The following is a 12176-nucleotide window of genomic DNA, read 5'->3' as shown; positions in this document are numbered from 1 at the left end:
CGCGATCAGCCGCCGCTGTCATCCGGCGTCTCGGCCGTTTCCACTCCGTTAAGTCCTAGCAACTGCTGTGCGGCATCGCCCGGCAGCGCTTCCACGGTCCGCAGCTTGCGCGCCATCTGGCGCGTGCGCACCTCGGCCTGCTCGATATTGCGCGCGGCGCGCTCGAGCGTGTCGCGGGTCTTGGCCAGCACATCGCCGAACTTGCCGAACTCGGTCTTGACCGCGCCCAGCACTTCCCACACTTCGCTTGAGCGCTTCTCCAACGCCAGCGTGCGAAAGCCCATTTGCAGGCTGTTCAGCAGCGCGGTCAGCGTAGTCGGGCCCGCCACCGTGACACGGTAGTTGCGCTGCAGCAGGTCGGTCAGGCCGGGACGCCGCAGCACTTCGGCGTACAGCCCTTCGGTCGGCAGGAACAGGATGGCAAAGTCGGTGGTCTGCGGCGGCGCCAGGTATTTCTCGGCGATGGTCTGCGCTTCTCGCCGCAATGCCGTCTCCAGCTCGCGGCCGAAGGCGATGACGCCGTCCGGATCGCCCCGCTCCTGCGCATCGACCAGCCGCTCGTATTGCTCCTTGGGAAACTTTGCATCGACCGGCAGCCACACCGGCGCGCCGCCATCGCCATCGCCACCGCCGCCTGCTGCCTTGCCTGGCAACCGGATGGCAAACTCCACCCGCGCACCCGAATTGCGCACGGTCTCGACGTTCTTGCCATACTGGTCCGGCGTCAGCATCTGCTCCAGCAGCATTTCGAGCTGGACTTCGCCCCAGGTGCCGCGCGACTTCACGTTGGTCAGCACCTTCTTCAGGTCGCCCACGCCCTGCGCCAGTGCCTGCATCTCACCCAGCCCGCGATGCACTTGCTCAAGCCGGTCCGAGACCAGCCTGAAAGACTCGCCCAGGCGCTGCTCCAGCGTCGCATGCAGCTTCTCGTCGACGGTGCGGCGCATTTCCTCCAGCTTGACCGCGTTGTTGGCCTCGATGTCGCGCAGCTTCTGCTCCAGCGTGGCGCGCACCTCGGCCAGGCGGCGCTCGTTGGCTTCGGACATCTGCGCCAGCTGCTGCTGCAAGCCGTCGCCGAAGCGGCGCAGCGTCCCCGCCTGCTCGTCGCGCGCCTGCTGGCTTTGCAGCATCAGGTTCTGGCGCACGTGCTCGAGCTGCTGCGTGTTGGACTCGGTCAGCTTGGCCAGCTGCTGCGCAAAGGTGTCGATCTGGTTGTTCTGTAGCGTGGCGATACCGGTGAGCTGCGACGACAGCGCCTGCTGGAAGCGCAGCATCTGCTGGGCCGACTCATCGCGGTTGCCGCGCGCCGCCTCCGCTACGTCGGTGCGGACTTCGCGCTCCACGCGCTCCATGCCGCGCGCGCCTTCGACGCGCAACTCGGCAAGCTGACGGGCCAGTTCGGCGCCAGGCGAAGCGGCCTGCTGGCGCAACAGCACGATCACTAGCAGGACGACCGCCAGCAGCCCCACGGCCAGCGTCAGGAACGGAATCAGCGACATGCAGCAACAACGTAAGCGACAGACAGCCGGGCGCGCCTCAACGGCGGCGCGGCATGACTTCGGGGTTGATCACGGTGGGCGGATGGCCGGCCTGCGGGCCCTGGTCGAGCGCGGCGATCAGGTTGTCGGCGGCCAGCATTGCCATGGCGCGGCGGGTCTTCTCCGAGGCGCTGGCGATATGCGGTGTCAGCACGACGTTGGGAACCGTCAGCAGGTCGGGATGGACGCCGGGCTCGCCTTCGAACACATCCAGGCCGGCACCGAAGATGCGCTTGTCGCGCAGTGCCTGCGCCAGGGCGGCGTCGTCGACGATGCCGCCGCGCGCGAGGTTGACCAGCGTCGCGGTCGGCTTCATCAGCGCCAGTTCGGCGGCGCCGATGGCATGGTGGCTCTGCGGGCCGTAAGGCAGCACCAGCAAGAGGTGGTCGGATTGGCGCAGCAGGTCTTCCTTGCTGACATAGCGGGCATTGAGCGCGCGCTCGGTGTCCGCCGGCAGCTGGCTGCGGTTGTGGTACAGCACGCTCATGCCAAACCCGCTGGCACGACGCGCCAGCGCCTGGCCGATGCGGCCCATGCCCAGGATGCCGAGCGTGCTGCCGTACAGGTCCATGCCGACCAGCATGTCGTAGCTCCAGCGCTTCCACTTGCCGGCGCGCAGGTAGTGCTCGGCCTCGGTGACGCGACGCGCGGTGGCCATCAGCAGCGCCCAGCCGAAGTCGGCGGTGGTCTCGGTCAGCACGTCGGGCGTGTTGGTGGCGACGACACCCGCGGCGGTAAGCGCAGGCACGTCGAGGTTGTTGTAGCCGACGGCCATGTTGCACACCGCACGCAGCGACGGCAACGCGGCGACAAGGCCTGCGTCGATGCGGTCGGCGGCGTTGGCCAGCACGCCGGCCTTGCCGGCCAGGCGCGCCTTCAGCGCGGCGGCATCAAGCACCGCGTCCTGCTGGTTGTCGTCGACATCGAAATACTGCGCCAGGCGGTCGATCACTTCGGGATAGATGGCGCGGGTGACAAGCACGGACGGCTTCATGGCATCACACGTGGAAGAAGAGGAAGGTCATGATGACGAACAGCGGCACCAGGAAGATGCCCGAGTACAGCATGTAGCCGAAGAAGCTCGGCATGCGCACGCCGCGGTTCTCGGCAATGGCCTTGACCATCAGGTTGGGCGCGTTGCCGATATAGGTGTTCGCGCCCATGAAGACCGCGCCGGTGGAAATCGCGGCCAGCGTCGAAGCATCGCGCGTCATCAGCGTGGCGGCGTCGCCGCCGGCGGTGTTGAAGAACACCAGATAGGTTGGCGCATTGTCCAGGAACGACGACAGCAGCCCGGTTGCCCAGAAATACATGCTGTCGACCGGCTGCCCGTTGCTGTCGCTGACCGCGCGGATCACGCCGGCAAAGGCGCCGTCGGTGCCGGCCTTGAGCATGGCGATCACCGGGATGATGGTCAGGAAGATGCCAGCGAACAGCTTGCCGACCTCCAGGATCGGCTCCCAGTTGAACTCATTGCCTGCGCGCGCGGTATGCGGCGTGACCAGCAGCGACACCACCGCCACCACGATCAGCAGCGCATCTCGCGCCGCCGCCTGAAGCGGCACGTCGGTACCGAAGACGTTGAACGAGATCGCCGGCTGCCACAGCCCGCTCATCAGCACCAGGCCGATCACGGCCAGCAGCAGCACGAAGTTGATCTTGCCGTCGATCGAGATACCGTGCGAGTCCGGCGTTGGGTCGTTCTTCTGCGGCAGCTCTTCTTCCTTGTTGCGGTAGTAGTGGCTGTCGACGAGGTAGAACAGCACCAGCAGCACCGTGCAGATGAACAGCGTCTCCAGGTAGATATTGCGCATGGTCCAGAAGAAGTCCACGCCCTTCAGGAAACCCAGAAACAGCGGCGGGTCACCCAGTGGCGTCAGCGAGCCGCCGGCATTGGCCACCAGGAAGATAAAGAACACGATCACGTGCGCCACGTGGCGACGGTTGTCGTTGGCGCGCAGCAACGGCCGGATCAGCAGCATGGCCGCGCCGGTCGTCCCCATGAAACTCGCCAGCACCGTGCCCAGTGCCAGGATGCCCGTATTGAGTCCCGGTGTCCCGTGCAGGTTGCCGCGCACGCAGATGCCGCCCGCGATGATATAGAGCGAAGCGATCAGCGAGATGAACGGGATGTACTCGGCGAGCAGCGCATGCACCGCGCTGGCGGCTGCCGCATGCGTGCCGAATACCGCGGCGAACGGCAGCAGGAACAGCATTCCCCAGCCCGCGGCGATCTTGCCATAGTGGTGGTGCCAGAACTTCGGCGCGAGCAGTGGCCACAGCGCGATCGACAGCAGCATGCCGGCAAACGGCAGCCCCCATAGCGGCGACAGTGCCGCCCCGTCGAGGTCCGCGGCATGCGCGGCCACAGGGAAGACAGCAAGGACAGCGGCCAGCATGGTCAGCATCGGCAACGGTACGAAAGCACGTCGCATCAAGCAGGATCTCCTCGGGAATGCAGCATTCATGGTGCCTCGAGCCCTCGCCACCAACGGCGACCGGGCTCGCACGGCAAGCCTGCAAGTTTAATCCAACCGCCTCGCGAGATTGCGCCGCGGCGCGCGTTTACAGGCGATTCTTACGTCCGTGCCGCCCCATGATCAAGCCTGCTCGACCAGGATCACATGCACGCGATACGGGCCATGCGCGCCCAGCACGATGGTTTGCTCGATATCCCCGGTACGCGACGGGCCGCTGATGATATTGGTCGCGCGCGGCAGCTCGCCGCGCTCGCTGCGCACCAGCGCAAAGGCGTCTTCCAGACCGGCGACCACGCGCGAGCGCGGCACCACCGCGATATGCGTTTCCGGCAGCAGCGCCGCCGAGGCGAACGTCGCCGGCCCCGACAGCAGCATCAGCGAGCCGGTCTCGGCGATCGCGCAGAAGCAGCCGGTGATGCCGACCAGGTCGCCATGGTCGCGGTCGGCCTCGACCTCGCGCAACGGCGGCCGGCATTCGACCGCAATGCCGGCGTCCTGCCATGGCAGCGTGCCCAGCGCATCCCATGCCACCGCGCGCTGCACCAGGTTCAGGCTGTCGAGAAAACGCCGCGTTGCCGCCGGCACTTCATCCATGGTGGCGACACGGTCGACGGTGGACGCCATGCGCTGGGCCTGCAGCAAGAAGGCTTCGACCAGGTCGGCCGCCGGCAGCGGGCGCGGGCCTTGCGGGTGGCGCTCGAGGTAGTCGGCCACCGCGGCGCGCTCGCCCTGCGTGGGCTGGTGCGTCCTGCCCTGTGCGGCACGGATGCGGGCGAAGATACGGTCGCGGGCGTCGTTGGTTTCCATAGGACCAGGCAGTGCGGTTGGCGAGAATGCGGCAAGAGATACCGCAAGTTACAGATACCGCAAGTTACGCGATGCGCCGATTATAGTTGCCGCGGCACAGCACGGCGCGTCGGAATCCCGCTATGCCGACGCCGACTGGACCGAGAACACCTGCCGCAGGTAGGACAGGTAGCCGGAATCGTCGCACATGGTCTTTTCCGGCGTGTCCGACAGCTTGGCCACGGGCTGGCCATTGCAACGCACCATCTTGATCACGATCTGCAGCGGCGTGTAGCCGAGGTCGTTGGTCAGGTTGGTGCCGACGCCGAAGGCCAGCCGGCAGCGGCCGTGGAAGCGCTGGAACAGCTCGATCACGCGCGGCACGTCCAGGCTGTCGCTGAAGATCAGCGTCTTGGTGCGCGGGTCGACGCGGCTGGCCGCGTAATGTGCCACCATGCGCTCGCCCCACACGATCGGGTCGCCCGAGTCATGGCGCACGCCGTCGAACAGCTTGCAGAAGTACAGGTCGAAGTCGCGCAGGAAGGCATCGAAGCCGTAGGTATCGGACAGCGCGATGCCAAGGTCGCCGCGATACTCGCGCGCCCAGCGTTCCAGCGCGTACACCTGCGAATCGCGCAGCCTCGGCCCCAGCGCCTGGCAGGCCTGCAGGTATTCGTGCGCCATCGTGCCAAGCGGCACCATGTTGTGCAGGCGGGCGAAATGGACGTTGCTGGTGCCGGCCAGCTGCGCACCGAGCTCGCGCCGCATGGTCAGCAGCACCTCTTCCTGCCAGTCGCGCGAGAAGCGCCGGCGCGTGCCGTAGTCGGCGATGACGCAATCGGCGAGTTCCGGCGGCTGCAGCAGCGCCAGCTTGTCTTCCAGGCGGCGGCGGCCGCCGGCCAGGTCGGGCCGCGGCTGGGTGCGGCGGAAGTAGACCTCGTTGACGATCGCCAGCACCGGCACTTCGAACAGGATGGTATGCAGCCAGGGGCCGATGATCGAGATCTCGATCTCGCCGTTGCCCTGCGGCGCCTCGCGCACCGACACGTACTTTTCGTTCAGGTGGAACAGGCCGAGGAAGTCAATGAAATCGCTCTTGATGAAGCGCAGCCCGCGCAGGTAGGCGAGTTCGTCGTCCGTGAAACGCAGCTGGCACAGGTGCGTGATCTCGGCGCGAATCTCATCGATATACGGCGTCAGGTCGACACCGGCGTTGCGGCACTTGAAGCGATATTCGACCTGAGCCTGCGGAAACTGGTGCAGGACCACCTGCATCATCGTGAACTTGTACAGGTCGGTGTCGAGCAGAGACTGGATGATCATAGCTAGCCAGACGGCGAGGTGCCGGGTCAGTCTGACATGCTAACCGAGACTGCGCGCATCCGGGGGCGCTCAGGCGCCGTCGAGGAATGGCTGCGGCGCGCGCAGGACCGGCTTGCCGGCCGCCCTGCCCTGCAGGCACCACAGCGCCCGGCCGTCGCTTCCCGGGCAGGACACCAGCGTGGCCGCGCTGCGCGGCACGCGCTGCGGCAGCGGCTCGGCAAAGGCGCCGTCCTCGGCAAGAATGCGCTCGGTGTAGACCGATGCGCCTGCGCGCTCGAAGCGCAGCACCTGCATCCGGTCGCCCGGCTTCGGGTGCAACTCGGGTCCGCAAGGCATCAGGCCGGCCCGGCCGCAATGCGCTATGGCATCGCCCGCGGGGGAATCGGTCACGCTGAAGTGGTCCCAATCGAAGCCGGTCAGCGCCGGCAACGCGACCGGGGCCTCGGATCGCGCGCGCCATGCCACCAGACGGGACACTACGCTGTCCGCCATGCCCGGCTGGACCAGGGCCTGCGCGCCGGCGGGCGGGACCATCGCCGGAAATGCCGCCAGCATCACAAGCAGCGACAGCAAGGCAGCGCGGTGGCAACAACGAAGCTGGCGTGGCATAGGAATCTCCCGGCATGGAAGCATGTGGCATTCAGGCGGCTTCATCATGCCTGCGGTTGCGCAAGCACGCCAGCGCCCCGCCATGTCTTGGATCAAAAGCACATAAAGAAATAAGAAAACTATCTGATCCAGCTATATAGACCGGCTATCCTAGCCGGAAGGCTCGGCTACAATACCGGTTCCCGAAAGGCCACGGCCGGCGCTCGTCCCGCCCATCCCTGCCCGCGATGGCAGATGGAGGCGTCCGCCGGCAAGAAGCGGCCCAACAGTTTCCCATTAAAAGCCGACCCGTTTTCCTGGAACAGACATGACTCACGTTGTCACCGAATCCTGCATCCGTTGCCGCTATACAGACTGCGTTGACGTATGTCCGGTGGATTGTTTCCGCGAAGGCCCGAACTTCCTGGCCATCGACCCGGACGAGTGCATCGACTGCGCCGTGTGCGTGGCCGAATGCCCGGTGAACGCCATTTACGCCGAGGAAGACGTGCCGGGCGACCAGCAGCAGTTCATTGAACTGAACGCCGAACTGGCCCGTGCCTGGCCTTCCATCACCAAGACCAAGGCCCCGCTGGCCGAGGCCGAGGAGTGGAAGGACACCACCGACAAGCTGCAGTACCTGGAGCGCTGAGCGCACCAGGCAGCAAAGAAAGCCGTCCCCACGCGCTTTCCGCAATGCCGGGCACCCGCGTGCCCAACCAACGTATCAGGACGAATATGGACTTGAGCATTCCAAATCCCGTTGCCGACGCGACCAAGCAGGTCGAAGGCGGTAGCCCCGCAGGCGGCCAGCCGCTGGAAATCGACGCGCTGATCGTCGGCGCCGGTCCCGTGGGCCTGTTCCAGGTGTTTGAACTGGGCCTGCTCGAAATCAAGGCCCACGTGATAGATTCCCTGAAAGTCGTTGGCGGCCAGTGCGTGGAGCTGTATCCGGACAAGCCCATCTACGACATCCCGGCCGTGCCCAGCTGCACCGGCCAGGAACTGACCGACAACCTGCTCAAGCAGATCGAGCCGTTCGAGCCCACCTTCCACCTGGGCCAGGAAGTCTCCGTGGTGGAGCGCCGTGAAGACGGCCGCTTCTTTGTCGAGACCTCGCTCGGAACCCGCTTTATCACCAAGACCATCTTCATCGCAGCCGGCGTGGGCTCGTTCCAGCCGCGTACGCTGAAGGTCGAGGGCCTCGACAAGTTCGACGGCAAGCAACTGTTCTACCGCGTCAAGGATCCGAGCCGCTTCCACGGCCGCAACCTGGTGATCGTCGGCGGCGGCGACTCGGCGCTGGACTGGACGCTGGACCTGGTCGGCAAGGCCGAGTCGGTGGTGATGATCCACCGCCGCGACGGCTTCCGCGCCGCGCCGGCCTCGGTGGCCAAGATGAAGGAACTGTGCGAACAGATGGAAATGCAGTTCCTGGTCGGCCAGATCGGCGGCTATGAAGAGAAGGACGGCGTGCTCACGGAAATCAAAGTGACGGGCGCCGACGGCGTGACCCGCCGCCTGCCGCTGGACGACCTGCTGGTGTTCTTCGGCCTGTCGCCCAAGCTCGGCCCCATCGCCGAGTGGGGCCTGGACCTGGAGCGCAAGCAGATCAAGGTGGATACCGAGAAGTTCCAGACCAATATCCCGGGTATTTTCGCCGTGGGCGACATCAACACCTACCCCGGCAAGAAGAAGCTGATCCTGTCGGGCTTCCACGAGGCCGCGCTGGCCGCGTTCGGTGCTGCGCCGTATATCTTCCCCGAGAAGAAGATCCACATGCAGTACACCACGACCTCGCCGAAGCTGCACAAGGTCCTGGGCGTGGAATCGCCGGTCTTCGACTGATCCGGCGCTTCACGGTGCCGCAGAAAAAAGCCGCCGCAAGGCGGTTTTTTTCTGGCACAAACGAAAAACCGTCGCTATAATGCGGCCTCGCTGTCGAACACCAAGGTGGGACGCAGCCAGCCAGCCGCTCCGAAGCACCTGACGACAAATAAAATGTTGACAAGGTGTTGACGACAAAAAGAGAAACTGGCTATAATTTCTTTCTCAGCTGTTCCCCGATAGCTCAGTCGGTAGAGCGACGGACTGTTAATCCGCAGGTCCCTGGTTCGAGCCCAGGTCGGGGAGCCAACCGATACGGAAGCCCGGTGCAAATGCACCGGGCTTTTTCGTTTTGGGGCTTTCGTTAGGGGCTGCCGCGGCGCCCCTGCCCTTCGCTTAACCGCTTATCCCCGCTTATCCCTGCGGCGAACCGCTCTGCAGTGAACCGCCTGCAGCCTTCAGTGCCACAACGATAGCCTCTGTATTGGCTTCGACCCGATGCAGCGGCCCCGCCACCGACATCCCGTAAACAACGCCGCCGAGCGATACCGGAATCGCGATGGCCCCCAGGTCCGGGAATGACTCGCCGAAATTCGGATACCACCCCTGCGCCTGCCATTGCTGCATCGCTGCCTCGAATACCCGCAGCGAATCCACCGTGCGCCCGGTGCGCGACGCAAAGGAAACGCCGGCCAGCACTTCCGCGCGGCTCTCCGCGGTCATGGTGCCGAGGATGGCGCGGCCGATGGAATTGACATGCGCGTCGCGCAGTTCGCCCGGCGCGGCGATATAGCGCACCGGGTTGACGGACTCGCGCACCTCCAGGTACAAAATGCGGCCGTCGTCCTGCAGCTTGCCGAAGATCACGGTTTCGCCGGTGTCATCGCGCAGCGACTCGAGCACCGGCTGCACGCGTTCGAGCAGCGGGTCGTTGCGCGCGATGCGCTGGGCGATATCGAGCAGCCGCCGCGTGGGGTAATAGCCCTGGCGGCGGCCGGTTTCGTACAGGTAGCCCAGCGACGCCAGCGTGCGGATCAGCCCGAGGCAGCTCGACATCGGCGCGCCCAGCAGCTTCGCCAGTTCGGTCAGCGTCAGCGAGCGCCCTTCGCGCGCATAGATCTCCATGATCTCGATCACGCGCAGCGCCGTCTTGACGCTGCCGTAGCCGGATTTTTCCGCCGCTTCGTTTTCTGCCATCGTTGGCTTCCTCGACTTCCGTGTGCTTTGGCCGGAATTGTACGCGGCGCGTTGGTACGCGACATGCTGGCGGCACCTGCCGATCCCGGTGCGACCGGATCAGGTGCCGGCGTCGTCCTGCGCCTTTGGCAAGCCTTCCGGCCAACTACGGATATTGCCCGGTGTACGCGAGAACCGCGTGGGGATGCCAACGCCGCGCAGGCGTCCTTCGCTCGGATGGTCGTATTCGAACATCATACCGGTGGCGCGCAGGTGCGGGTCATCCACCAGGCTGTCGAAATGCGGCAGCTCGCTGTGCGGGATATCGGCGTCGCGCAACAACGCCAGCCATTCCGCGGTGGTGCGCTGCGCGACGATCTCGGCCAGCGTGGCGTAGAGTGCGTCGATATTGGCGCTGCGCGCGGCGGGCGTGGCATAGCGCGGGTCGCGCGCCAGTTCGGCATGGCCTGACAGGTCGAAAAAGCGCAGCCACTGCGCGCTGGTATAGGGCAGCAGAGCGAGATGGCCGTCGCTGGTACGGTACGGCTTGCGGTGGGCCGACATCACGCGCGGATAGCCGGCAGCGCCGAGCGGCGGCACGAAAGTCTGCCCGGCGAGCTGCTCGGTGGCAAGAAAGGACACCAGCGTTTCGAACATCGGCACCTCGATGGCCTGCCCCTGGCCCGATCGCTCACGCTCATACAGCGCCATCGGGATCGCATAGGCGACGGTCAGGCCGGCGACCTTGTCGGCCAGGATGGTGTTGACGTACTGCGGCCCCTCGTTCGAGTTGGCGCCCTGGAACTGCGCCATCCCGCTGCGCGCCTGGATGATGTCGTCGAAGGCCGGTGCGCCGGCATACGGGCCCTCCTCCGAGTAGCCATAGGCGCCGCAATAGATCAGCCGCGGATGGTCCGCCCGCAGCGAGGCATAGTCCAGGCCGAGCTTGCGCAACGACTGCGGACGCACGTTGGAGACGAAGACATCGGCCGTGGCGATCAGCGACTTCAGCTCGGCAAGGTCATCCGGCTGCTTGACGTCGAGCACGACAAACCGCTTGTTTCGGTTCAGGTTGAGGAAGCTGGCGCCCATCGCGGCATGTCGCGCGGGCTCGGCATGGCGGAACACATCGCCGGCGGGCGCTTCGACCTTGATTACCTCGGCGCCCATGTCGCCGAGGATCTGCGTGGCGTACGGACCCATCGCGACCGAGGTCATGTCGATCACCCGCACGCCCGCCAGTGGCCCGGTCGCGGGAGGCGCTTTGTCTTGCATCGTCGTCCCCCGTTCAGTAGGACTTGGGCAAACCCAGCACGCGCTCGGCGATAAAGCACATGATCAGCTGCGGGCTGACCGGCGCGATGCGTGGGATATACGATTCGCGCAGCAGGCGCTCGACGCGGTATTCGCGTGAATAGCCCATGCCGCCCAGCGTCAGGATCGCGGTCTGGCAGGCGTTGTGGCCGGCCTCGGCGGCGAGGTACTTGGCTGCGTTGGCCTCGGCCCCGCAGGACTGGCCCGCGTCGTAGCGCGCGGCGGCCTTCAGCATCATCAGGTTGGCCGATTCCAGCTGCATCCAGGCCTGCGCCAGCGGGTGCTGGACGCCCTGGTTCGTGCCGATCGGACGGCCGAAGACCACACGCTCCTTGGCATACTGCGTGGCGATCGCCAGCGCCGCGCGACCCAGCCCGATGGCTTCGGCCGCGATCAGGATGCGCTCGGGGTTCAGGCCATGCAGGATGTACTCGAAGCCCTTGCCCTCCTCGCCGATCCGGTCTTCTTCCGGGATGAACAGGTCGTCGATGAACAGCATGTTGGTATCGACGGCGGCGCGGCCCATCTTGTCGATCTCACGGATCTCGATCTTGCTGCGGTCGACCTTGGTGTAGAACAGCGACAGCCCTTCGGTCGACTTCTTCACCTGCTCCAGCGGCGTGGTGCGCGCCAGCAGCAGCATGCGGTCAGCCACCTGCGCGGTCGAGATCCAGATCTTGCGCCCGCTCACCGAATAGCCGCCCGGCACCTTGCGCGCGAAGGTCTTGAGCTTGGTGGTGTCCAGGCCCGCATCGGGCTCGGTCACGCCGAAACAGGCCTTCTCCTTGCCGGCGATCAACGGCGGCAGGAAACGGCCCTTCTGCTCCTCGGTGCCGAACACCACCACCGGGTTCAGGCCGAACACGTTCATGTGCACCGCCGAGGCGCCGGTCATGCCCGCTCCCGACTGCGAGATGGTCTGCATCACCAGCGCCGCTTCCAGGATGCCGAGACCGGCGCCGCCGAACGCCTCCGGCATCGCCACGCCCAGCCAGCCGCCCTCGCACAGGGTCTTGTAGAACTCGTGCGGATAGGTGCCGGACTTGTCGAGCCGGTCCCAGTATTCCATGTCGAACTGCGTGCAGACCTGTTGCACGGCTTCGACGATCGATGCCTGTTCTTCGGAGAGATCGAAATTCATGAG

At 65.7% G+C, this 12176-nt stretch carries 11 protein-coding genes and 1 tRNA gene; 3 read left to right on the top strand and 9 right to left on the bottom strand.

Going from position 1 to position 12176, the window contains the following annotated elements:
* Positions 1-5: 5 nt before the first annotated feature.
* The 6 genes from K309_RS0110015 to K309_RS0109990 form a co-directional block, all read right to left on the bottom strand.
* Entirely contained in the window at positions 6-1499 is a 1494-nt protein-coding gene (locus K309_RS0110015) for a DNA recombination protein RmuC (protein ID WP_029046287.1), read from the bottom strand.
* A 37-nt stretch (positions 1500-1536) separates the two neighbouring features.
* Positions 1537-2532, bottom strand: coding sequence for a 2-hydroxyacid dehydrogenase (locus tag K309_RS0110010; protein WP_029046286.1), 996 nt, complete (start codon positions 2530-2532; stop codon positions 1537-1539).
* A 4-nt stretch (positions 2533-2536) separates the two neighbouring features.
* Positions 2537-3973: a sodium:proton antiporter gene (locus tag K309_RS0110005; RefSeq protein WP_029046285.1), complete on the bottom strand. Its 1437-nt coding sequence runs from the start codon at positions 3971-3973 to the stop codon at positions 2537-2539.
* A gap of 165 nt (positions 3974-4138) precedes the next feature.
* Positions 4139-4825: a LutC/YkgG family protein gene (locus K309_RS0110000; protein ID WP_029046284.1), complete on the bottom strand. Its 687-nt coding sequence runs from the start codon at positions 4823-4825 to the stop codon at positions 4139-4141.
* 120 nt (positions 4826-4945) lie between these two features.
* Positions 4946-6127 carry a nicotinate phosphoribosyltransferase gene (pncB, locus tag K309_RS0109995; RefSeq protein ID WP_029046283.1) on the bottom strand — a complete coding sequence of 394 codons (1182 nt, stop codon included), beginning with the start codon at positions 6125-6127 and terminating at the stop codon, positions 4946-4948.
* Positions 6128-6196: 69 nt separating this feature from the next.
* Complete coding sequence (locus K309_RS0109990) at positions 6197-6736, bottom strand: hypothetical protein (RefSeq protein WP_029046282.1); 540 nt, start codon at positions 6734-6736, stop codon at positions 6197-6199.
* Positions 6737-7043: 307 nt separating this feature from the next.
* On the opposite strand from K309_RS0109990, the gene fdxA reads away from it, so the two are divergent.
* The 3 genes from fdxA to K309_RS0109975 all read left to right on the top strand — a co-directional run bounded on the left by fdxA (position 7044) and on the right by K309_RS0109975 (position 8851).
* Complete coding sequence (gene fdxA / locus K309_RS0109985) at positions 7044-7367, top strand: ferredoxin FdxA (protein ID WP_029046281.1); 324 nt, start codon at positions 7044-7046, stop codon at positions 7365-7367.
* Between the two features lie 86 nt (positions 7368-7453).
* A complete protein-coding gene (locus K309_RS0109980; protein ID WP_029046280.1) occupies positions 7454-8563 on the top strand; it encodes an NAD(P)/FAD-dependent oxidoreductase in 1110 nt (369 codons plus the stop codon).
* 212 nt (positions 8564-8775) lie between these two features.
* A tRNA-Asn gene (locus tag K309_RS0109975) sits at positions 8776-8851 on the top strand.
* 105 nt (positions 8852-8956) lie between these two features.
* Here K309_RS0109975 and K309_RS0109970 read toward each other — a convergent pair.
* From K309_RS0109970 to K309_RS0109960, 3 genes are all read right to left on the bottom strand, one after another.
* Positions 8957-9739 (bottom strand): IclR family transcriptional regulator, encoded by a 783-nt coding sequence (locus K309_RS0109970; RefSeq protein ID WP_029046279.1) that lies wholly within the window; start codon positions 9737-9739, stop codon positions 8957-8959.
* A gap of 99 nt (positions 9740-9838) precedes the next feature.
* Positions 9839-10993: a CaiB/BaiF CoA transferase family protein gene (locus K309_RS0109965; protein ID WP_029046278.1), complete on the bottom strand. Its 1155-nt coding sequence runs from the start codon at positions 10991-10993 to the stop codon at positions 9839-9841.
* A 13-nt stretch (positions 10994-11006) separates the two neighbouring features.
* Positions 11007-12173 (bottom strand): acyl-CoA dehydrogenase family protein, encoded by a 1167-nt coding sequence (locus K309_RS0109960; RefSeq protein ID WP_029046277.1) that lies wholly within the window; start codon positions 12171-12173, stop codon positions 11007-11009.
* Positions 12174-12176: the final 3 nt, after the last annotated feature.

This window comes from Cupriavidus phytohabitans (assembly GCF_000426345.1).
Lineage (GTDB): Bacteria > Pseudomonadota > Gammaproteobacteria > Burkholderiales > Burkholderiaceae > Cupriavidus.
Note: the sequence above shows the minus strand (reverse complement) of the source record. Positions and strands in the feature narration are given on the sequence as shown.

Excerpts from the sequence above, each read along its gene's own strand:
- K309_RS0109970 (WP_029046279.1), bottom strand. The coding sequence starts at position 9,739 with ATGGCAGAAAACGAAGCGGCGGAAAAATCCGGCTACGGCAGCGTCAAG.
- K309_RS0109960 (WP_029046277.1), bottom strand. The coding sequence starts at position 12,173 with ATGAATTTCGATCTCTCCGAAGAACAGGCATCGATCGTCGAAGCCGTG.
- K309_RS0109990 (WP_029046282.1), bottom strand. The coding sequence starts at position 6,736 with ATGCCACGCCAGCTTCGTTGTTGCCACCGCGCTGCCTTGCTGTCGCTG.
- K309_RS0110010 (WP_029046286.1), bottom strand. The coding sequence starts at position 2,532 with ATGAAGCCGTCCGTGCTTGTCACCCGCGCCATCTATCCCGAAGTGATC.
- K309_RS0109965 (WP_029046278.1), bottom strand. The coding sequence starts at position 10,993 with ATGCAAGACAAAGCGCCTCCCGCGACCGGGCCACTGGCGGGCGTGCGG.
- K309_RS0110005 (WP_029046285.1), bottom strand. The coding sequence starts at position 3,973 with ATGCGACGTGCTTTCGTACCGTTGCCGATGCTGACCATGCTGGCCGCT.
- K309_RS0110015 (WP_029046287.1), bottom strand. The coding sequence starts at position 1,499 with ATGTCGCTGATTCCGTTCCTGACGCTGGCCGTGGGGCTGCTGGCGGTC.
- K309_RS0109980 (WP_029046280.1), top strand. The coding sequence starts at position 7,454 with ATGGACTTGAGCATTCCAAATCCCGTTGCCGACGCGACCAAGCAGGTC.
- K309_RS0110000 (WP_029046284.1), bottom strand. The coding sequence starts at position 4,825 with ATGGAAACCAACGACGCCCGCGACCGTATCTTCGCCCGCATCCGTGCC.
- pncB (WP_029046283.1), bottom strand. The coding sequence starts at position 6,127 with ATGATCATCCAGTCTCTGCTCGACACCGACCTGTACAAGTTCACGATG.
- fdxA (WP_029046281.1), top strand. The coding sequence starts at position 7,044 with ATGACTCACGTTGTCACCGAATCCTGCATCCGTTGCCGCTATACAGAC.